Origin of the sequence: Saliniradius amylolyticus (assembly GCF_003143555.1) — a bacterium.
GTDB classification, from domain to species: domain Bacteria; phylum Pseudomonadota; class Gammaproteobacteria; order Enterobacterales; family Alteromonadaceae; genus Saliniradius; species Saliniradius amylolyticus.
Map to the genome: position 1 here is coordinate 2629664 of NZ_CP029347.1, position 21832 is coordinate 2651495.

Consider the following 21832-nt stretch of genomic DNA (forward strand, 5'->3'; position numbering starts at 1 on the left):
ACAGGCCCCGATATTCGTGGGCTTTATCGAAGTAGTTGAAAACGTGGAGAAAAGTGGCAAAAAGCGACAGTGCTGCCCCGTGGCGAAGTGATTAAGGGCTAAAATCGAGGCTAATAGGGTCTATTGAGAGACGATAGTGAGAGGGAATGTGGCGAGGCTGCCCAACCGGCAGCCTCGAGAAGGCATTAGGCGGTAGGTGCTTCTGCCTCTTGTTGCTGTTGTTCTTCCTGCTTAGGCAGTACCTGGATACCCTGAACCGGGTTATCGCTGTTTTGTGAGAGCTGAACCAAACGGTTTAACTGACCCACAGACGTTAACATAGCATAGATAGCGCCCATAAAACCGCGACGGTGCAGTTGCAGTACCTGCTCGTCGGTCAGCTCATGCAGCTTCTTCTCATTAATGTTGTACAGGCCGACCAGATTCTTGCGGGTGCCATCTTTAAAGATCACGCCCAGATTCAACTCGTCGATCAAACCCATTTCATCCACTTCTTTGATGAACTCACGAGTCATGTTTTCGCCGCGCACCAAGTCGCCCAGCATACGCTGGCGGCTTTCCAGATATTCAGAGGCCTTGTCACCGTCAAACAACGCCTGGCCTTCGTCTTTATTGACCAGTTCGCTGCCCTGATCGATAAACACGATCAACTGTTCGCCTTCAGGGCGAATGTCGAACGGATAACGCTGCAGATTCAGCGGTGCGTAGTGCGCCTGCCACCCCTCTTCGGAGAAATACAGGTTCTTGTTGGCTTCCAGACCATAAAGGCCGGTGCTGTGGTAGGTGTCATTCTTATCGTCTTTGATCAACACGATTGGTACCGAGCTGGCGGCACGGGCATATTCGTTCACGGCAATGGCAATCAGGTGAGATTCTTTGCCATGGGCCAATGTTGGGTCGTGTTTGATTTTCAGGTCTTTATGCTCGTCCTTGTTCAGGACCACAAAGTCTTGCTGAGCCATATTACTTCTCTTTATTAGTGGTTAAATAAAACTGCGTCAGTGTCGGTGATCTGGCTACGAATGTCACCCATTGCAAGGGCCAGACCGGGCATAAAATAAACACTTGTTAAAAACCTGTTTAGAAACTGGCAGTTAAGGGGAAAATTATTGAGTAATAGTCGACATGATAAGCCTGAAACTTGCAAGCGAGCCAGGAAAACTCTAGCCTTGGCTCTCCTTATAACCAAAAGATGTAAGTTATTATGAGCAGAGAGTGGGTCAATCAGGCCATCGAGAATATTCAGGCGGACTTTCAGCGCTCCGCCGATACCCATCTGATTAAATTATCAGTCTCCTCGCTGCCTGACATCGACTTTTACCTGAAAGACGAAAGCACCCATCCTACGGGCAGTCTTAAGCACCGCCTGGCCCGCTCTCTGTATCTCTATGGGCTGGCCAATGGCTGGATTCGCAAGGGCACCCCTATTATCGAGTCTTCTTCTGGCAGTACTGCGGTCTCCGAAGCCTACTTTGCCAAACTGTTAGGTCTTCCCTTTATCGCCGTGGTGCCCCAGAACACCGCTAAACGAAAGATCGAACAGATTGAGTTTTACGGCGGTCAGTGTCACTTCGTCGAAAAACCCGACGCTATTTACACAGAATCTGAGCGACTGGCTAAGGAGCTCAGCGGCCATTACATGGATCAGTTTACCTTCGCCGAACGAGCTACCGACTGGCGTAGCAACAACAATATCGCCTGTAGCATCTTCGAGCAGATGCAACACGAACCTCACCCAATTCCCGACTGGATCGTGATGGCCGCCGGCACCGGCGGTACCAGCGCCACCATCGGCCGTTATATTCGTTATCAGTGTTACCAGACTCGTTTATTGGTGGTGGACCCCGATAACTCGGTGTTCTATCCCTATTACCAGAGCGGCGATACCAGCCTCACGGGTTGCGGCAGTCGCATCGAAGGGATTGGTCGCCCAAGGGTCGAGCCTTCCTTTATTCCCTCGGTGGTGGACGATATGCAGCCGGTGGCGGATAGCCTCAGCGTAGTTACCATGCATTGGCTCAGTGAACAGCTCGGGCGCAAAGTCGGGCCGTCGACCGGCACTAATATGTGGGGCGCACTGCAAAAAGCCAAAGCCATGCAGCAGCATGGGCGGACGGGATCGATCGTGACCCTGATTTGTGACAGTGGCGAGCGTTACCCAGACACCTATTACGATAGTGACTGGGTGAGCCGAACCATTGGTGACACCACTCAGGCACAGCAACAGTTACACAAGCTGCTTGATGAACTCTAAAAGAAAGGGCGGAGTCGGCCGATAAGCCGGGTTCTGTCGAGGGCAATCATTCCTCTAGGCCAGCAGTCGCCTGCTGGCTCCAGCAACCTACCCGGTTCCGACGCGGGCCGCGCCAAGGAACCCTATTTGGTCTTGCTCCGGGTGGAGTTTACCGTGCCACTTACTGTTACCAGAAGCGCGGTGCGCTCTTACCGCACCCTTTCACCCTTACCGGCGCCGAAGCGCTTAGGCGGTTTACTCTCTGCTGCACTGGTCGTCGGCTCACGCCGCCCAGACGTTATCTGGCACCCTGCCCTATGGAGCCCGGACTTTCCTCCCCCCGACCACCTAATGACATTCAACGTCCTGCAAAGACCATTAGGTGGTCGGGCGGCGATTGCCTGGCCAACTCCGCGGGCGCATTCTACGCCGCTAATTCGTCTCCGTATAGGCTTTTAATGCTCTGAGTGCTCAAAAATGCCTCAGGATAATCACTGGTAAGTGACTAAAGTCCCAATTCCAACCCCAGGTTATAGAGAACATTTTTCTTCAGGCCATAGTGTCGGGCGGTGATGGCCGCCGCTTTTTTCAGGGGCAGCTCGACGGTTAGCTCCGTCAGCAATGCCTTGGCTTCCGGCGCGACACCATGCTCGGTTGGCTCGGCGGGCCCTACCATCAATACAAACTCGCCTTTTTGATGCACAGGATCGGCATCCAGCCAGTCCAGTATCTCTGCAGCGGTGTCGCCGACAAAGGTTTCGAAGGTCTTGGTCAGCTCTTTGGCCAAAACACAACGTCGATCACCGCCCAGCACTTCCACCAGCATGGCTACCGTGTCGCGAATCCGACGGGGCGCTTCATAAAATACCGTGGTATATGAGCTGTCGGCCAAGGACTCGATGACCTTAGTCCTGGCCTGCTGTTTGACCGGCAGAAACCCGGAAAAATGAAAGCCATGGGTGGGCAGACCCGAGGCCGACAGAGCAGCAATTGCCGCACAAGCACCAGGGATTGGACTGACTTTAACTCCGTGCTGCCGACACAGGCGCACCAGTTCATAGCCAGGGTCACTGATCAGTGGCGTACCGGCATCACTGACCAGGGCCACATTATCCCCTCGGTTCAGACGTTCCAGGATCCGACCGGCCCGCTGGCTTTCATTGTGCTCATGCAGTGACAGCAAAGGAGTCTGAACCTGTAGATGCTGCAACAGCTTCTGGGTATGGCGGGTATCCTCGGCTGCGATCACCGCCACCTCTGCCAGTACCCCAGCGGCACGCTGGCTGATATCCCCCAGATGACCGATGGGGGTAGCGACGATGTAGAGGGTGGCCGATTGATTCACAAATACCTGCCTTGCGTTGTGTTGTTGTGGCGCTCATTTTAAACTACTGCTCATGGATGCGCTGGGATTTTTAATGAAATGAGATTAGCCATTGTTGCGGCAGCACTGGTTCTGGGATTAACGGGCTGTGCTACACCATCAGCGCCACCGAAGCAGGCGCAGGAAGTGGGCACCGCCCTGCCTGAGCCTGTTGCGGCCACAAGTGGTGACGACTACTTACAACAGGCTCGTGAGGCATCCGTTCAGCAGCAACCTGAATTGCTGCTGCAGGCCATCGAGCGCTGGCAGGTCCAACAGGAGTGCACCAAAGCGCTAAAAGTGGCTCGGGTTTTAATTCAGGAGCCATTAGCCCAAGAGCAGCAGGATCGGCTTTATCTGGCGCAAGGCTTCTGCTTTCTGCAGCAAGAACAGCACGAGCTTGCACAAGACGCTTTGGAAGCAGTCAGTCAGAACCTGCAGTTTCTGCCCCAGCGCTGGCGGCTGACCGCTGAGCTCCATCAAGCCAAAGGCCAGCACTGGCAGGCCGCCCATGCACGTGCCGAGGTTATCAGCCTGAACCCAGGCGCTCTTGAGCAACAGTTAACGCCGCTGTGGCAAAACCTGCAACAGATCAGTGACGAGGATTTACAGCAAACCACATCAGGCCCGGTCAGGCCCTGGGTGGAGCTGGCACGCATCAGCCGCCAACCGGCTAAGCGAATGCTTAACGCGGTTGGAAACTGGCAGCAGAGCTACCCGCAATACCCACTGCCCGAATCACTGGTCCCCTTACTGGAACGGCCCGCCTATCATCCCCGGCATATAGCCGTACTGTTGCCATTATCCGGTCGCCTTACGGCCCAGGGGAATGCCCTGAAGCAAGGTATGCTGAGCGCTTATTTTGAGGACGTATCTGGCAACAAACCTAAACTCACTTTTCTGGATACCAATCTCTTCGAGCAGGCTAAGCAACAGTTACGACAAGGCGACTATGACTTTGTTATCGGTCCCCTGCTACGAGACAATATCCTCGACTACCTGAACCCTAGCGAACAACGTCCCGTTGACGCAGCGGTAAACCTGCCACAACTCTTTCTGAACCGGCTGGAGCAGCCGGTGCGCGCCAGCGACGAACAGTATTTTTACGCACTGGCGCCAGAAGATGAGGCCGAACAACTGGTCAGTGACCTGTTGAGCCAGGGGCGACAGCATCCAATTATCATCAGTGCCGACGGTAGCCCTTATCAACGCATGGCCAGCCATTTTGTCCAGGTCTGGCAGCAAAAGACCGGCCAGCAACTGCCACTGGCCACCTTTACCGACAATGCATCCATGCGCGATGTGGTGGGCGAAGCCCTAAGCGTGGCCCAAAGTGAAAACCGCATTCGGCTAATGCAGCGACTGGTAGAGGGAAATGAGGTGTATCACTTTGCCCGCAACCGCCGTGATCTGGATGCCATTGTGCTGTTTGCCAGTGCCGGGCAGACCGAGCTTCTCAATCCCATTATCGAGTCGAATATCAGTCCCTTTGCGCGGATTCTGCCAGTGTATGCTTCCTCAAATAGTTACAGCCAGGAGTTAGGGCCAAACTCCCTGCGGGACTTACACAATCTGAACTTTATTGATATGCCGTGGATTCTGGCCGACGCTGACCAACCGTTAAAACAGCAGGTTCAGCGCCTTTGGCCACAGCGTCATGACAGCCAAGCAAGACTTTTTGCCATGGGTCACGATGCCCTTGCGATGATTTCAAGCCTGAGGCAGTTGGCGGAGATTCCCGGCATGACCCTGCAAGGCCTGACAGGTAAACTGACTATGGATGGGCAAGGGCAACTCCACCGGCAGTTATCCCAGGCCAGAATCACCGTGGATAAGGTCCAGCGGCTCGATGGCGATTAAACAGCAGCTGGCCAGCCTGATCGGACAGAGTGCCGAACAACAGGCCTGCCGGTATCTTAAACAACAAGGTCTTAGACACCGACAGTCAAACTACCGCTGTAAGGCCGGAGAGATCGACCTTGTGATGCAAGATGGCCAGGAGCTGGTGTTTGTCGAGGTCAAATTCCGTCGCAAGGCCGATTTTGGTTACGCTCAGGAATATTTTGATCGACACAAGCGACGTAAGTTCGAGCGCGCCGTGCAGCATTACCTGCAAAGCCACGGTCTGAATCCCGACACCAGTGCCTTCAGAATTGATCTGGTGGCCATTACCAATAACAACTTAGAGTGGATAACCCATATATGATCGAGAAAATAAGGGATAATTTTACCGAGAGCATTCAGACTAAAATTGCCGCGGTGGAAATATTGCCTGAGCACATTGAGCGGGCCATTTACATGTTGGTACAGGCGCTGGTGTCCGGTAACAAGATCCTCTGTTGCGGCAACGGCGGCGGAGCGGCACTGGCCCAGCACTTTGCCGCCATTCTTACCGACCATTACGACAGAGATCGTCCCAGCCTGCCGGCACTGGCAGTAGGAGGTGATACCACCGGCATGACCACCATCGCCAATAATGCCCATTTTTCCGATATCTTTGCCAAACCTATCCGCGCCCTGGGCCAATCCGGCGATGTGCTTTTGACCATCGCCGCTAAGGGCAACAGCCGCAATATCATCAACGCCATGGAAGCAGCGCTCAGCCGAGACATGACCATAATCGCGCTGAGCGGCGACGATGGCGGTGAGATGGCCGGTCTGCTCGGTCCCAATGATGTGGAAATTCGCATCCCCTCATCCAGTCGCCCCCGCATTCATGAAACCCAGCTAATGATCCTCCACAGCCTGTGCGAGGGCATTGAAGACTGTCTGTTCCCCGATGACTCAGGAGATTTGTCGTGAAAAATCTGACCCTTATTCTGCTTAGTTTCACCCTGTTACAAGGCTGTGCCGCCGTCGTGGTTGGCGCAGGCGTTACTGCGGCCAGTGCGGCCCACGATCGTCGCACCCTGGGCACCCAGCTGGACGACTCCACTTTGGAAGCCAAAGTCAGCAGTCGCATCAATAAAATAGAGCGACTGAAAGAACAGGCTCATATCAATGTCGAAGTATTTAACGGCGTGGCTCTGTTAACAGGCCAGGCGCCTGACAGTCAGGCTCGCCGTCAGGCGCAATTGCAGGCACAAGCGGTTACGCATATCAAAAAGGTCCATAACCAGATTCGTATTGGTGCCCCCACTGCCGCCTCTACCCGTACACACGACGTTTGGCTGGCTTCAAAAATCAAGACCAATCTGGTGACCAATGAACGCGTCGATGGGTTGCACATTAAGGTCATTGTCGAGGATTCGGAAGTGTTCCTGATGGGCCTGGTGTCTCGACAAGAGGCTGATGTCGCCGTCGATATTGTGCGTAATATTAATGGCGTCGCCCGTGTGGTCAAAGCCTTTGAGTATGTATAAAAACCAACGTTTCTAGCTTCACTGCCGGGAGTCTGACTGGGCTCTCGGCTTTTATACCCCTCTATCCCTCTCTATACACTCCTCTCAACTGAGACACTTAATCAGAGTAAATAATCAGTTACAGGCTGCATTTCTGGGATTACTGCGCTCCGTTGAACTGGTCAAACCTTCCGAGTTATAAAACCCTCGGGTGCATTTTAACCAGCCCCAAATAATTAAATAAAAAACTCAAACAGGGAAACACAAATGACTAGAAGAACTAGAGTGGCTCAGTGCGTGCAAAGCGCACTGCTGTTCGGTTCGCTTGCAGTAGCGGCCAACAGTTATGCCCAGTCAGAAGAAGACGTGCTTTTAGAAGAGCAACAGTCTGAAGAAATTCAAGAAGTTGTTGAGGATAATCCCATTGAGCGGGTAGTCACTACCGGCTCGCGGATTCGCCGACAAGAGTTCTCTGGCGCCTCTCCCATCCAGGTGATTGATGGTGAGGTCTCAAGAGAAATGGGCTTGTTTAACGCCGAGGATATGTTGCAAACCAGTACTCAGGCTTCTGGCCTGCAGATTGACAACAGTTTCGGTGGCTTCGTTCTGGATAACGGTCCGGGCAGTTCCACCATCGGCTTTCGCGGGCTGGGTGCAGCACGAACCTTGGTGCTGATGAATGGCCGTCGCATCGCTCCCGCCGGTGTCGGTGGTGCCCCCGTTGCAGCAGATCTAAACCTGATTCCGGGTGTGATGATCGATCGGGTTGAAAACCTGTTTGATGGTGCCTCAACTGTTTATGGTTCAGACGCCATCGCCGGCGTCGCCAATATTATCTTGCGTCAGGATGTAGAAGGATTCGAGTTTGAAGGCTCTTATTCAGATCCAGAGGCAGGCGGCGGTGAGGAAGAAATTTTCTCAGTCATGTATGGCACAACCTCTGACAAATGGTCTTTAACCGTTGGTGCTGAATACAACAATCAGCGAAACCAGTCCATTGCGGAAAATGCCTTCACCGGCGAGTGTACCGAGCTGTACTATGAAGACGAACAGGGGAACATTCTGTCTGAGTATCGCTCTCTTGCGCCTTCAGAAAGACCGAAAGATTCCTGTGATATCTTCCCACTGACCAACCGTGTGTTCTTTAACAACTTCTACGGCAGTCTTTATTACACGCCAGGTAGCACCAACACCGGCATCGAAAACTTCACAGAAACGGGTATTCCATTCAGCCTGGTTGGCTTCCACCCCAGCTGGATAGCGGCGGATGGTAATGGCGACGGCATCCCTGATACAGGTATCGTTGATGGCAATGGCGATGGTCTGCAGGATATTTCGTTCCAAGACCCCTACTATGCTTATGGTCGCAGTGACTATTTCCGTTCCGGTGACTTCATCACGGCGAACAAGCGTTACTCTGTGATGGTGAACAGCGACTACAACTTTGGTGACGACAACGACACCAGAGCCTTCTTCGAAGGCCTTTATGCCAAGAGAAGCTCAGACTCATTCAGTCCAGGTGGCCAATTCTTCCCTGTCGTTCCGGCTTCTAACCCCTATAACCCTTGCGGCATATACGCTGAACAGGACTGCTTGTCATTCCTGGGTGTAGAAGGTGGCCGGGTTCTGGCACAGCCGATTCTGAACATCCGCGGTGATCGTGATCGCAGCGATGTTGATGTAGCTCAGTACCGTCTGCTGGCTGGACTCGAAGGCAATATCGGCGCGATGGATGATATTGGCGAAGGCAACTGGATCTATGAAGTGCATGCTGCTTACAGCTCCTCGACGGGTGAAAACACCATTCAGGGCGTTCACGCAGGTCGTTTAAGCACTTCACTGAACACCGCTGTGCTGAATGATGATGGCAGTGTCACTTGTGGTAACGGTTCCGATGGCTGTGTGCCTGTAAACCTGTTTGCGCCGAATATCTATCAAGCCGGTGGCGGAACGTTCACCGACGAAGAAGCGGCGTATCTGTTTACCGATCGCTATATGGAAACCAAGGTCAAGCAGACCATGCTCAGCGGCTTCATTACCGGCGACATGTTTACCCTGCCTTGGAACAATGAAATTGTGCCTATCGTACTGGGTGCCGAGTTCCGCAAAGACGAAATTGAATCTAACCCCAATGAGGCAACCTCACAGGGTCTGATTCAGCATTACTTCTCGGACAAAGGCGCCGATGGTTCTCGTAATATGAGAGAGGTATTCACCGAATTCGAGCTGCCTCTGGTTCGTGGTCACAAGTACGCTGAAGAGTTGACCGTAACCGCATCTGGCCGTTGGACTGACGAAAGCTTCTACGACCCGGCAACCACTTACAGCCTGAAAACGGTTTACCGTCCGGTTGAATGGTTTACGCTGCGTGGCACCAAAGGTGAATCGTATCGCGCGCCTAACCTGCGTGAGCGCTTCCTGAATGGTACAACCGGGTTTAATACCGTATACGACCCTTGTGTTGTGCCCGAAGCGGCCCGTGATGCCGATCCGTTAGATCCGAATGCACGTCCAACGTATAACGCGTCGAACGACACGCGCCAACAACGTGTCCTGGACGCTTGTTCCGCTAACGGTGTTGACCCAACAACCCTGGGCATAGGTAGCGCCGAAAATACGTACACCTCTCAAGTGAACGTGGAAATCAGCACCGGTGGTTCTGAAACGCTTAGCGAAGAAAACTCCACCGCTAAAACATGGGGTTTCGTATTTGAGCAGCCCTTCAGCGACGCGTTTGATCTGACCTTGTCTGCCACCTGGTATGACATTGAGATCATCAACGCCGTGGTAGAGCCAGGCAATCAGTACATGATCAATCAGTGCTATGACAACCCGGAAGTGCCTGATGGTAGCAGTGGCTTCTGTGGCCGTATCACCCGTGATGCCAATGGCGATATGACGACACTGGACGCCAGCTTCATCAACGCGGGTCTGGAGACGTCCAGAGGTATCGATTACAACCTCTACTACAGCCAGGACTTCATCGTTGCCGAGAAAACGTTGGGCGTTACGCTTGACCTGATGGCCACCAACATGAAAGAACAGGTAACAGACATTCTGGGTACCGTAGATGATAACGTTGGTGAGCCTGCTTATCCTGACTGGAGAGCAAACTCTCGTTTGTCACTGGAGTACAGCGACTTCCGTCTCAGCTGGATTACGCGCTTTATTCAGGCGGGTGAGTTGGATGATCCGGAAGAGTTCGACCCGACTAATCCTCCTTGTGACGGTCTGAACGTAGGTTGTCGCCCAGTGCCATACACAGAAGACTACTACCGTCATGATGTAGCCCTGAACTACACCCAGGATAACTACAGTGTGACTTTCGGTATCCGCAACGTCTTTGACGAGGAGCCACCGAAAGCAGACGATGATGGTGTATTCTCAGTAGAGAACATCCCTCTGGGTGTTGGCTACGACCTGTTTGGCCGCACAGCCTACCTGAACTTCGGTATGAACTTTTAATTAGTACCGTTTAGCGAGTAAAGTAGCACCAATTGTCTGACAGTTGGTGCTATTTTTTTATACAACAATAAGAGAGCCAGTAATGAAATGTAGCAAATTAGTTTCTCTTACTCTTTTGGGCCTGGTGTCGCTGTTCGCCTCGGCAAAAGAAACGCTGCCGTTAGATGCCTTCGCCATGCTTCCTGCAATAAAGCAGGTCAGTGTCTCCAGAGACGGAGAGCACTTAGCCATGTTAAGGGCAACCAATAAGAACGGCGATTACATCATTGAAGTACATAAGATCCGCGATCTGAAAGCCAAGCCCGTTCGACTGGGTGCTGACAGAATGGAGATCACGTCTTTTCAGTGGCTCAACAATGAAAAGCTGGGCGTCGGTTTTCGTCAGAACATTCAGGACGGCAATAAAAACTATTGGGTTAATAAGTACGCTATCGTCAGCGCTGACGGCAAAGGCGACTGGCTGGTCCCGTTTAGGAGTGACAACCAGGCGAGCTTTTCACTGTTAAGCGCTCTGCCCGGTGACGATGACGAAGTATTGCTCGAGTACGACGTCAACAATAACCGCATTCCCGATGTTGTTCGTTTCAATATCAATAACGGTCGCAGCCGCACTGTTCTGCGTGGTAACACTCAAATCAGCGGCGGCTTTATCCCGGATAGCGACGGTGAAATACGCGCAGCACGTGGCTTCAACGCTGCTGATACCACCATTGACTTGTACGCACGCGCCTCGACTGAAGACGACTGGGTCAAAGTTAAAAGCATCTCCCCCAAAAAGCGAGAAGTCTTTGATTTCCTCTATTTTTCTAAGGAAGAGCCAACCAAGGTTTATGTAAAGGCAACCTTAGGTCAGGATAAAGCCGGTATCTATCTGTACGATATCAAAACCGGTGAGTACTCCGAGCGGCTGTTTGGTCTGAAATCGGTGGATGCCGACGGCGTTGTACTCAGTAGCAAAGAAGAAGACCTAGGGACATTACAAGGCTTCCGCTTTACAACCAAACACCCTGACGTGTATTGGACAGATCCTAATGAACAGGCCTTACAGGAGTCGATAGAGGCCTTATTTGAGGATAAGTTTGTACGCACTGTTAGTCGTTCAGAAGATGACAATGAAATCGTTATCAAGACCCTCTCGGACCATGATGCAGGTACCTATTACCTGCTAAAGGATAAGAAGTCGCTCAATAAAATTGGAGAAGTCTTTCCTCTGATCGAGCCTCAACACCTGTCTGATGTGAAGTACATCAGCTATAAGGCCAAAGATGGGTTAAAAATCCCCGCGTACGTTACGATCCCCTCTCGCGGAGAGAAGCCCTACCCGACTGTGGTCATGCCTCACGGTGGCCCCTGGGCCAGGGACATCGTGATTTATGACGAGTGGTCCCAGCTTCTGGCTCACCATGGTTATCTGGTCATTCAGCCACAATTCCGCGGCTCTGAAGGCTTTGGGCTCGACCACTGGATAGCGGGTGATAACGAGTGGGGTCAGAAGATGCAGGACGACATGGATCAAGGCGCGCAGTTTCTGATTGAGAAAGGTCTTGCGGATCCCGAGCGTCTGGCTATGTTTGGCTGGAGTTACGGCGGCTATTCGGCGTTTGTCGGCTCAATGCGTGAGAACAATATTTATCAGTGCACCATCGCCGGTGCCGGTGTCAGTGATCTTGCGCGCATCAATGCAACCCTGCACGAAAGTATTTACTTAAGAGAGCTTCAACGCCCCACCATTTCCGGTGTTTCACCGCTGGATCAGGTGGAAAAAGTCAATGTGCCAATTATGGTTGTCCACGGTGACATAGACCAGCGCGTTCCGGTTGAGCACAGCAGGCTGTTTGTCGAAGAGCTAGAAGAGCACAACAAAGACTACAAGTATGTTGAGCTGGAAGGGGCGGATCACTTCTCCAACACCTTGTATTACAACCACAAGAAAGAGTTCTATTCCTCAATGCTGGACTGGCTTGAAAACAAATGCTTCTGATAGCCAGACCCTGTTGATACGAAAAAGGCGCCTCGATGGCGCCTTTTTTTGTGCATGGATTAATTACTTCACCACTTTCAGATTCGGCCGCCCTTTGGGTGGCTCTGGTGGTGTGGGTTCCGGTGTTGGCGGCTCCGGTGGCGGATCGCCATCTTCTTCCGGGGAGAAGATGGTACCGGCACCATTTTCACGGGCGTAGATGGCCAGCACCGCCTGTACAGGCACAATTAAATGCCGAGCCATACCACCAAACCGAGCCTCGAAGCTGATATCCACATTTTCCATTTGGAGCTTGCCGCACGCCGTTGGCGAGATGTTCAGAACTATCTGCCCGTCCTGTACGTGCTCATGAGGAACCTGAGTCCCCTCCATCGTCGCATCTACGACGATATAAGGAGTCAGATCATTATCCACGATCCAATCGTAAAACGCCCGCAGCAGATAGGGCTTGTTGGAGGTCATATCACTCATTACAAAGGATTGTGGATTTCACGTTCCTGGTCGGTCAGGGACGCCTTAAAGGAATTACGCTCAAACACCCGATTCATATAGTCTTTGACTTCCTTGCTGCCTGCGCCGGTCAGTTCAATACCCAGAGCAGGAAGACGCCACAACAGCGGTGCCAGATAACAATCCACCAGGCTGAATTCTTCGCTCATAAAATACGGGTTATCGGCAAACAATGGCGCCAAGGCAAGGATCCCTTCACGCAGCTCATTGCGCGCCTTATCAACATTGCCTTCGCCCTTAAGGATGGCTTCTGCCAGGCTGTACCAGTCCTTCTCGATACGATGCATCATCAGACGACTTTGACCACGGGACACGGGGTAAACCGGCATTAATGGCGGGTGCGGGAAGCGCTCGTCAAGATATTCCATGATGATATGGGCATGATAGAGCACTAATTCTCTGTCCACTAAGGTCGGCAATGACGCATAGGGGTTTAAATCCAATAAATCTTCCGGCAGATTGTTCAGGTCGGCAAAGTTTATCTCTACACCAACGCCTTTTTCCGCAAGCACAATGCGCACCTGATGGCTGTAGATGTCCAGGTTGTCTGAGAACAACGTCATAATTGAGCGTTTGTTGGTGGCAACGGCCATTCAATTTCCTCCAAAAGCCTAGGGCCTAGAATCGAGGCAAACGTCAGCCTGCCTCGGTGTATGCATGCCCAGATTAAGGGCAAAAAGGGGCAGTATGAGATCACACTGCCCCTACGGTTATGGTTTGAAACTGGCTACTTCACTTCGCGCCAGTATTCCTTTTTAAGCAGGTATACGAAAATACCCAGCACCAATGCGAAGATCAGCACCCAGCGGCCGATGCTTTCGGCCTCCAGACGGGAGGGTTCACCGGTGTAAACCAGGTAGTTGACCAGGTCCAAAACCGCCTGGTCATATTCACTGGGACTGAGTGTGCCGGTGCCGTCAGACTTAATGCCCACGTACACCTCTTTCATTTCCCCATCCACCATACGTTCTTCGTAGGTTTCTCTGGGTACACCTTGCAGTTCTTCCAGTACATGCGGCATGCCCACATCGGGGAATACCTTGTTATTCACACCAAATGGGCGACTGTCATCCGCGTAAAAGGAACGCAAATAGGTATACAGCCAGTCGGCACCGCGCACACGAGCTACCAGAGTCAGATCCGGTGGTGGATTACCAAACCATTCACCTGCGCCCTCCTGAGGCATGGCGCTGGTGATATAATCGGTTACCTTTTCACCGGTAAACTGCAGGTGTTTTTCACCCAACTCTTCCGGGATGCCCAGGTCATTAAACGTACGGCTGTAACGCTGATACTGATTTTGATGGCAGCCCAGACAGTAATTCATGAATATCTGAGCACCGCGTTGTAATGACGCCTTATCGGTCAAGTCATAGTTGGCTTCATCGAGCGGGTAGTTACTTCCCGCAGCCATCGACAATGACGGTAATACAAATCCTAAAATCGCGATCAGTTTTTTCATTTTGTCACCCTCTCTGGCAATGGCTTAGTTTTCTCATTCTTACTGTATAACCACAGCAGGGCAAAGAAGCCGAAGTACAGGAAGGTACAAATTTGCGAAGCAATAACTTTCCAATCCTGTTGAGGCGTGCCACCTAAATATCCAAGGAAGATAAATACAACGGCAAACATCAATAAGTTGTACTTGTGCAGACCACAACGATAGCGCCAGGAGCGAACCTTTCCGCGGTCAATCCAAGGCAGCAATGCCAGCAAGGCGATCGCTGCAAACATGGCAATAACACCAAACAGCTTATCCGGAACCGCCTTCAAGATGGCGTAGAATGGCGTGAAATACCATACCGGGAAGATGTGCTCAGGAGTCTTCAGTGGGTTGGCCTGTTCAAAGTTCGGCGCCTCCAGGAAGTAGCCTCCCATCTCTGGGTTAAAGAACATGACATAGGCAAAAGCGGCCAGGAAGAAGCAGAACGCCACCAAGTCTTTCAGCACGATATGCGGGAAGAACGGTACCACGTCGTTGATGATGTCGTACTTTTTAGTGTAGTACTCGTGCATCTTATACGGCGTTTTGTCCTCTTCAGCGACAGAGCCTTTAGGTCGCTTCACATCCACACCATCCGGGTTATTCGAACCCACTTCGTGCAGGGCCACGATGTGCAGAAAGACCAGGATAACCAGCACCAACGGCAACGCGATAACGTGCAGTGCAAAGAAGCGGTTGAGTGTCGCACCGGAAATCACGTAGTCGCCCTGGATCCATACGGTCAGGTCTTCACCGATAACCGGAATGGCACCAAACAGGGAGACAATCACCTGCGCGCCCCAATAGGACATTTGGCCCCATGGCAATACATAGCCCATGAAAGCCTCAGCCATCAGCGCCAGATAGATGAACATACCGAACAGCCAGATGAGCTCCCGGGGCTTCTGATAGGACCCATAAATCATGCCGCGGAACATGTGCATATACACCACGATAAAGAACGCAGAGGCGCCCGTGGAATGCATGTACCGGATGATGTAGCCGTAATCGACTTCACGCATGATGTACTCGACCGAGGCGAAAGCGCCTTCCGCCGAAGGCACAAAGCTCATGGTCAGCCAGATACCGGTAACGATCTGGTTGATCAATACGATGGTGGCCAGAAACCCGAACACATACCAGAAGTTCATATTCTTAGGTGCGGGATACTCAATGGCGTGCATTTTCGCCACTCGCATCATCGGGATGCGCTTTTCAATCCAATTGAGAATACCTTGACTCATTATGCCGCTCCCTCTGAAGAACCAACCAGAATGGTGTTGTCATCAATAAACTGATAGGGCGGGATTTGCAGGTTAAGCGGAGCAGGTACGCCACTGAAAACCCGACCGGCCATATCAAATTTGGAGCCGTGACAGGGGCAGAAGAAGCCGTCTTTTACCCCTTCGACATTCTCTTCGAAGGCACCATTTTTCTTATGCTGTGGTGAGCAACCCAGGTGGGTACAAATTCCCACGGTGACCAGATACTCAGGCTTTAGCGCTCGGTGATAGTTTTTGGCAAACTCAGGCTGCTGAGGCTCTTCCGAATTCGGGTCCTTCAACTGGTCTTCGTGCTGTTTCAGCGCGTCCAATAGTTCGGGCGTGCGTCTGACAATCCATACTGGCTTACTGCGCCATTCGACGCGCAAAAGCTGACCGGGCTGCATTTTACTGATATCCACTTCCACATCCGCACCGGCGGCTTTCGCCCGGGCACTGGGGTTCCAGGAAGCAATAAAAGGTACGGCCGCACCGACTACCCCGACACCGCCGACCACCGAGGTGGCGATAGTCAGAAAGCGGCGCCGACTACTATTTACTGGCGCATTGCTCATCCACTTTTCTCCAAAGGTTGGATTTCGTGCATTTCCGCTCTGTTACAACCCAAGGTCGTAAAACTGGCAGGAAAACTAAGGTTTTAGTTTTGACCGGAAATGATAAAAGAAAAGCCCTTTCAAAGACAAGGAAATGATGGAGAAAAGGCAGGAAAATGACATTTATATAAAAAAACCCGGCCAAAGGCCGGGTTTTGTCGTTCGAAAACGCAGAAATTAACGCTTGGAGAACTGAGGACGGCGACGTGCTTTGTGCAGACCCACCTTCTTACGTTCAACCTGACGAGCATCACGGGTAACGAAACCAGCTTTACGCAGATCACCGCGCAGGCTTTCATCGTATTCCATCAGCGCACGGGTGATACCGTGGCGAATGGCGCCCGCCTGACCATTTGTACCACCGCCAGAAACGGTGATGTACAGGTCAAACTTATCGGTCATTTCTACCAGCTCAAGAGGCTGGCGCACTACCATGCGGTTAGTGTCACGACCGAAGAACTCTTCCAAAGAGCGCTTGTTTACTGTGATTTTGCCACTACCAGGGCGCAAGAATACGCGAGCAGTGGAGCTTTTGCGGCGACCGGTGCCGTAGTATTGATTATCAGCCATTACTCATGCTCCCTTATAATTCTAAAACCTGAGGTTGCTGAGCGGCATGTTGATGCTCAGAACCAGCGTATACTTTCATCTTGCGATACATAGCGCGGCCCAGAGGACCTTTTGGCAACATGCCTTTTACCGCTTTTTCGATGATCTGCTCAGGTTTTTCTGCTTGCAGCTTTTCGAAAGTAGTTTCTTTCAAGCCACCAGCATAACCGGTGTATGAGTAATACTTCTTATCCCAGAATTTATTACCGGTCACACGTACTTTCTCGGCATTGATCACAACAATGTAATCGCCGGTATCGACGTGAGGGGTGTATTCTGGCTTATGCTTACCGCGCAGACGACGAGCGATCTCGGTAGAGAGGCGTCCCAACGTCTTGTCGGTCGCGTCGATAACGTACCAGTCACGTTTCACAGTTTCTGGCTTTGCAACAAAAGTTTTCATTACTTTTACCCAAAAATTCAGTTAGTTACCCAAATTAAACTCAAGGTTTAATCTACTGTCACCGAGCGCCATCCCTTCGAATGGATCGGCGTGTCTTACCGTCCTTGTAAGCCTATGTAACTGGGCAGGGCGGGCATTATACAGAAGTTCACTTAAAAGGCGAGGGTAAATTTTAACCACTTCTTAAGTGCTATCAGGGCAAGTGCTCCCGGGCCAGATAATCGTGAGACTGCATCTCTTTTAACCGGCTAAGACAACGGCGAAACTCAAAGCTCAACTGCCCGTCTGTATAGAGTGCTTCCATCGGCACATCGGCCGACAAAATCAACTTCACCTGACGCTCGTAAAACTCATCCACCATGGCGATAAAACGCCGGGCGATGTCATCCGTACCCTGGCCCATCTGGGTGACGTTCGCCACCAATACCGAATGATATATCCGGCTGAGCTCCATATAGTCGGTCTGACTGCGCGGCCCGTCACAAAGGGCTTTAAATTCCGCCATCAAAACCCCGTCCGCTTCTTTCAACGTCTGGATGCGTCGGTTCTCTATGGTAATCGCCTTTCCCTCATGCCCGGCTTCCGGTGCCAGTTCGTCAAAGTAGCGGTATAGGTTGGTGGTCGCCGTCTCATCCAATGGGTAATGGTATATCTCCGCCTGCTCCAGCGTTCGCAGACGGTAATCAACCCCGCTATCCACATTCACCACCTCAGTGTGTTGGTTGATAAGGTCAATAGCGGGTAAGAAGCGCGCGCGCTGAAGACCATTACGGTATAGATCATCGGGCACAATATTGGACGTTGCCACCAACACCACATTATGGCTGAACAGATACTCAAACAGCGTCCCCAGAATCATGGCATCGGTAATATCGGATACAAAAAACTCATCGAAACAGATGACCCGCGCTTCGTCGGCCAATTTGGCCGCGACCGTTTTAAGCGGGTCCTGCGCGCCGGACAGCGCCTTCATTTCATTATGAACCCGGTGCATAAACCGGTGAAAGTGAATGCGCATCTTGCGGCTCAGCGGCAGGCATTCGTAGAAGGTATCCACCAGATAGGTTTTACCACGCCCGACCCCTCCCCAGAAGTACAGACCCTTAATGCGATTACGGGACTGGCCTGAAAACACAAACTTCAGCTTACTCAGCAACCCGGGGTTATGCTCTTCGGCCACCAAGTCATCATATAACCGCTGCAAGTGTTTGACCGCTTGCTCCTGCGCTTTGTCATAAACAAAGCTATCCTGTGTCAGGTCCTGTTGATATTTTTGCCACGGGGTCATGGACTGCATCAGCATTACTCTCTTGTCATTCTTTGGTCGGACTTGAAGCAAAATAAATTGGCCGCATAGTATGCTTCGCAGGTATCATACCAATATGAGACCCTTCCCTGAAAATCTTTCAGGGCTCAATAGCCGGGTTAAGGTAATGACCAACCTGGCAGTCATAGATTTTGTGTGTTTGGAGTATTTATGGATTGGCTCGTCGGATTATTACTATTGGCTTGTGGTGTGGTGATCGGCTTTTTCGTAGGTCGTTTTTTACACCGTAAACATAACGGCGCTGCCTCGCAGCAGCAAATTGAGCAAACCATCAAACAGGTGCTCTTTGAGCAGGCCGATGCTCATATCGGTGAGTGCCGTCAGATCCTGGATACCATTGACACTCAAAGCCAGCATCTACGCCAGGAGTTACAACACTATGAAAGCCTGCTTCAACCTCAGGAAGACGACAGCGCGCCCAAACTGAACTTCTTTGGCGATCAGGCCTCTGCTTACCTGCGACACCAGCGCCCTCATAAAGAATATGCGCCCAAGCCTACCGGGGCGCAGCCGCAAGACTATGCGAATGATGGCAGTGGTCTGTTCAGCGGTTCAAAAAACAAGCAAACAAACCAGAGTTAAACGCTCAGGCTGAACTTTTTCATCTTTGTCTGAGTCTGTTGTTGAGCAATTAGCTGTTAACCAATTGATTTCAGGAGCAATAAGCATGAAAAGCCCCGCAATACGATTCCTGGCCATGAGCCTGCTGATATTGTCTGGCATTACTTTGAGCAGCCATGCTGCGCTGCCGTTTTTTGGTGAAGACGAAAAGCAGGTTCCTTCGCTGGCGCCCATGCTGGAAGAGATTACCCCAGCGGTAGTGAGCATCTCGGTTAAAGGCACTCAGGTGTCCCGGCAGCAAATTCCCGAGATGTTTAAATTTTTCTTCGGTCCCAACATGCCTGACGAGCAGCGCCAGGAACGTCCGTTCCGAGGGTTAGGCTCAGGGGTGATCATCGACGCCGAAAAAGGCTATGTGGTCACCAACAATCATGTGGTGGATAACGCCGATGAAATCGTGGTGAAACTCACCGACGGGCGTGAACTGGAAGCGAAGAAAATTGGCTCCGATGAACGCAGCGATATCGCGCTGCTGCAGGTGGATGCCGACAACCTGACTGCGGTTACCGTAGCGGACTCCGATAAACTGCGTGTGGGGGATTTTGTGGTGGCCATCGGCAATCCGTTCGGTCTGAATCAAACCGTCACTTCCGGCATTGTCAGCGCGTTGGGACGCACCAACCTGAACATTGTTGGTAATGGTAGCTACGAAGACTTTATTCAGACTGATGCCGCCATCAATCGCGGCAATTCTGGCGGTGCTCTGGTCAACCTCAATGGTGAGCTAATCGGCATCAATACTGCCATCTATGGTCCCAATGGCGGCAACGTGGGCATTGGTTTTGCGATTCCCTCCACCATGATGAAGAATCTGGTCGACCAAATTGTTCAATATGGTGAAGTACGCCGTGGTCTACTGGGCATCATTGGCGGTAATCTGGATTCTGACCTGGCCCAGGCCATGAATATCGGTATTAATCAGGGCGCCTTCGTGCGTGAGGTGAGCCCAGATTCTGCGGCTGAGAAAGGTGGCATTCAGGCCGGAGATATCATCACCTCAGTGGATGGCAAAGACATCCGTTCTTTCACCGAGCTTCGAGCCAAGATAGGCACACTGGGTGCCGGTACCGAGGTTGAACTGACTTTGCTACGAGAAGGCGAAACACGCAAGGTTAAGGTAGTCCTGGATGAGTTCGCCGCTCAGGATGTGGCCGCTCGTCAATTGCATCCTTTGTTGGAAGGCGCCACTTTTGCGGATGGAGAAACCGAGCAAGGCCTGGCCGGTGTCGAGGTCTCCGAGTTAGCACCGCGCTCACCGGCTGCCCAGCTCGGGCTGAAAGAAGGCGATGTGATCGTCGGCCTGAATCGCCAGCGAGTGGAGAGCGTAGCCGCACTGCGCAACTACCTCAAAGATCATGAGGGTGTGGTGGCTCTGAATGTCAAACGGGGACGAAAATCTCTGTATCTGGTTATTCGTTAACCCTCTATCAGACAGCGGGCCCTGCCCGCTGTCATCTTATGCCTCTGAATGCTATCCTCAGCACACTTTTAGTTTAAGCGCAGATAATCATTGTGAGTCAGAGAACCTGGGGCTATTTCCTCGTCAAAGCCGTGCTATTGGGATTCGTCGTCGCCGCAGTGCTATTGATACTGATCCCCGATCTGCGACAAAACTCTGGCCTGAGTCTGAACTTATTCGATCGCCAGAACCCAAATCCGGCACCGATGAGCTTTCACAACGCCATCAATGCGTCAGCCCCGGCGGTAGTGAATATATACAGTACCAGTTACGACAACCGATCGCTGTTGTTTCGTCGACAGGCGGTAGAAAGAACCAGTCTGGGATCCGGTGTAATCATGACCGAAACCGGTCATATCCTGACCTGTTACCATGTCATCCAAAACGCCGAACGTATTCATGTCATGCTCCAGGATGGCCAGATTCTGGAGGCCCAGCAGGTCGGCCAGGATCCGCATACCGATCTGGCAGTGCTGAAGATCGACGCTCAAAACCTGCCGGTGATTCCGCAGCAACCGACTCAAAATACAAAAGTGGGCGATGTCGTGCTCGCCATCGGTAACCCCTACAACCTGGGACAAACCATTACTCAAGGCATCGTCAGTGCCACCGGTCGCGCGGGACTGAGCAATTATCTTGGCAGTAATTATGCGGATTTCATTCAGATGGATGCAGTGTTAAACGAGGGTAACTCGGGCGGTGCCCTGGTGGACAGCAATGGCACCTTGGTGGGCATTAATAACGCCAACTTTAAAACCTTAGACAGCCACCGTCGGGTGAAGGATGTGGCCGGGATATTCTTTGCGGTGCCTTATGAGCTAGCCAAACGGGTGATGGACGATATTATCGCCCATGGTCGGGTGATCCGTGGCTATCTGGGCATCGGTGCCGAAGAGGTTCCGGGCCAACCGGGCATTCTGGTCACCGGCGTGGATCCCACCGGCCCGGCCGCTCAAGGCGGACTTCGCCCCGAAGATATTCTGCTAAAGCTCAACAATCAACCCATTGAGAGCGCTCACAGCGCCATGGACCAGGTAGCAGAAACTCAGCCGGGCACAGAGGTTGAGTTTGAGTTACTAAGAGGCGGGAGCACCCATAAGGTTGCGGTCACCATCGCCGAATTACAGAGCGGTTAAAAAAAGCCGCTTGAAGCGGCTCTTT

20 protein-coding genes and 1 other RNA gene are annotated in these 21832 nt (G+C 52.0%); 10 read left to right on the forward strand and 11 right to left on the reverse strand.

The features are described from left to right. Positions 1 to 185: 185 nt before the first annotated feature. Complete coding sequence (locus tag HMF8227_RS12325; RefSeq protein ID WP_109340461.1) at positions 186 to 962, reverse strand: SapC family protein; 777 nt, start codon at positions 960 to 962, stop codon at positions 186 to 188. A 242-nt stretch (positions 963 to 1204) separates the two neighbouring features. Between HMF8227_RS12325 and HMF8227_RS12330 the strand changes: the two genes are divergently transcribed. Then, positions 1205 to 2254 (forward strand): PLP-dependent cysteine synthase family protein, encoded by a 1050-nt coding sequence (locus tag HMF8227_RS12330; RefSeq protein WP_109340462.1) that lies wholly within the window; start codon positions 1205 to 1207, stop codon positions 2252 to 2254. A gap of 6 nt (positions 2255 to 2260) precedes the next feature. On the opposite strand, the gene rnpB is transcribed toward HMF8227_RS12330, so the two are convergent. Together rnpB and rsmI are read right to left on the reverse strand one after the other, a co-directional pair. Then, positions 2261 to 2646, reverse strand: an RNA gene (gene rnpB / locus HMF8227_RS12335) — RNase P RNA component class A. A 92-nt stretch (positions 2647 to 2738) separates the two neighbouring features. After that, positions 2739 to 3578, reverse strand: a complete 840-nt coding sequence (rsmI, locus tag HMF8227_RS12340; RefSeq protein WP_109340463.1) for a 16S rRNA (cytidine(1402)-2'-O)-methyltransferase — start codon at positions 3576 to 3578, stop codon at positions 2739 to 2741. Positions 3579 to 3656: 78 nt separating this feature from the next. On the opposite strand from rsmI, the gene HMF8227_RS12345 reads away from it, so the two are divergent. The 6 genes from HMF8227_RS12345 to HMF8227_RS12370 all read left to right on the forward strand — a co-directional run bounded on the left by HMF8227_RS12345 (position 3657) and on the right by HMF8227_RS12370 (position 12383). Continuing rightward, entirely contained in the window at positions 3657 to 5456 is a 1800-nt protein-coding gene (locus HMF8227_RS12345; protein WP_109340464.1) for a penicillin-binding protein activator, read from the forward strand. Then, entirely contained in the window at positions 5446 to 5802 is a 357-nt protein-coding gene (locus HMF8227_RS12350; RefSeq protein ID WP_109340465.1) for a YraN family protein, read from the forward strand. The genes HMF8227_RS12345 and HMF8227_RS12350 overlap by 11 nt, the downstream gene beginning before the upstream one ends. After that, complete coding sequence (locus HMF8227_RS12355; RefSeq protein ID WP_109340466.1) at positions 5799 to 6398, forward strand: D-sedoheptulose-7-phosphate isomerase; 600 nt, start codon at positions 5799 to 5801, stop codon at positions 6396 to 6398. The genes HMF8227_RS12350 and HMF8227_RS12355 overlap by 4 nt, the downstream gene beginning before the upstream one ends. Next, the gene (gene dolP / locus HMF8227_RS12360; RefSeq protein ID WP_109340467.1) at positions 6395 to 6958 is read left to right on the forward strand and encodes a division/outer membrane stress-associated lipid-binding lipoprotein; all 564 of its coding nucleotides are present in this window, start codon (positions 6395 to 6397) and stop codon (positions 6956 to 6958) included. The genes HMF8227_RS12355 and dolP overlap by 4 nt, the downstream gene beginning before the upstream one ends. A gap of 246 nt (positions 6959 to 7204) precedes the next feature. Next, positions 7205 to 10402: a TonB-dependent receptor domain-containing protein gene (locus HMF8227_RS12365; RefSeq protein ID WP_109340468.1), complete on the forward strand. Its 3198-nt coding sequence runs from the start codon at positions 7205 to 7207 to the stop codon at positions 10400 to 10402. A gap of 82 nt (positions 10403 to 10484) precedes the next feature. Further along, positions 10485 to 12383, forward strand: a complete 1899-nt coding sequence (locus tag HMF8227_RS12370) for an alpha/beta hydrolase family protein (RefSeq protein WP_109340469.1) — start codon at positions 10485 to 10487, stop codon at positions 12381 to 12383. Between the two features lie 63 nt (positions 12384 to 12446). Here the strand turns inward: HMF8227_RS12370 and HMF8227_RS12375 are convergent, their stop codons facing one another. From HMF8227_RS12375 to zapE, 8 genes are all read right to left on the reverse strand, one after another. After that, complete coding sequence (locus HMF8227_RS12375) at positions 12447 to 12845, reverse strand: ClpXP protease specificity-enhancing factor (protein ID WP_109341108.1); 399 nt, start codon at positions 12843 to 12845, stop codon at positions 12447 to 12449. A gap of 8 nt (positions 12846 to 12853) precedes the next feature. Further along, positions 12854 to 13486, reverse strand: coding sequence for a stringent starvation protein SspA (gene sspA, locus HMF8227_RS12380; RefSeq protein WP_109340470.1), 633 nt, complete (start codon positions 13484 to 13486; stop codon positions 12854 to 12856). A 134-nt stretch (positions 13487 to 13620) separates the two neighbouring features. Continuing rightward, positions 13621 to 14355, reverse strand: a complete 735-nt coding sequence (locus HMF8227_RS12385; protein WP_109340471.1) for a cytochrome c1 — start codon at positions 14353 to 14355, stop codon at positions 13621 to 13623. Further along, complete coding sequence (locus HMF8227_RS12390) at positions 14352 to 15620, reverse strand: cytochrome b (protein ID WP_109340472.1); 1269 nt, start codon at positions 15618 to 15620, stop codon at positions 14352 to 14354. Before HMF8227_RS12390 ends, HMF8227_RS12385 begins: the two co-directional genes overlap by 4 nt. Further along, positions 15620 to 16213: a ubiquinol-cytochrome c reductase iron-sulfur subunit gene (petA, locus tag HMF8227_RS12395; RefSeq protein WP_109340473.1), complete on the reverse strand. Its 594-nt coding sequence runs from the start codon at positions 16211 to 16213 to the stop codon at positions 15620 to 15622. Before petA ends, HMF8227_RS12390 begins: the two co-directional genes overlap by 1 nt. Positions 16214 to 16429: 216 nt before the next feature. Next, on the reverse strand, positions 16430 to 16822 hold the full coding sequence (gene rpsI, locus HMF8227_RS12400) for a 30S ribosomal protein S9 (protein WP_109340474.1): 393 nt from the start codon (positions 16820 to 16822) through the stop codon (positions 16430 to 16432). Between the two features lie 13 nt (positions 16823 to 16835). Then, entirely contained in the window at positions 16836 to 17264 is a 429-nt protein-coding gene (rplM, locus tag HMF8227_RS12405) for a 50S ribosomal protein L13 (RefSeq protein ID WP_109340475.1), read from the reverse strand. A 193-nt stretch (positions 17265 to 17457) separates the two neighbouring features. Beyond that, positions 17458 to 18552, reverse strand: coding sequence for a cell division protein ZapE (gene zapE, locus HMF8227_RS12410; protein ID WP_204101099.1), 1095 nt, complete (start codon positions 18550 to 18552; stop codon positions 17458 to 17460). 189 nt (positions 18553 to 18741) lie between these two features. Between zapE and HMF8227_RS12415 the strand changes: the two genes are divergently transcribed. The 3 genes from HMF8227_RS12415 to HMF8227_RS12425 all read left to right on the forward strand — a co-directional run bounded on the left by HMF8227_RS12415 (position 18742) and on the right by HMF8227_RS12425 (position 21807). Continuing rightward, complete coding sequence (locus tag HMF8227_RS12415) at positions 18742 to 19173, forward strand: ZapG family protein (protein ID WP_109340476.1); 432 nt, start codon at positions 18742 to 18744, stop codon at positions 19171 to 19173. 85 nt (positions 19174 to 19258) lie between these two features. After that, positions 19259 to 20632: a DegQ family serine endoprotease gene (locus tag HMF8227_RS12420; RefSeq protein ID WP_109340477.1), complete on the forward strand. Its 1374-nt coding sequence runs from the start codon at positions 19259 to 19261 to the stop codon at positions 20630 to 20632. Between the two features lie 92 nt (positions 20633 to 20724). After that, positions 20725 to 21807 (forward strand): trypsin-like peptidase domain-containing protein, encoded by a 1083-nt coding sequence (locus HMF8227_RS12425; protein WP_109340478.1) that lies wholly within the window; start codon positions 20725 to 20727, stop codon positions 21805 to 21807. Positions 21808 to 21832 lie beyond the last annotated feature (25 nt).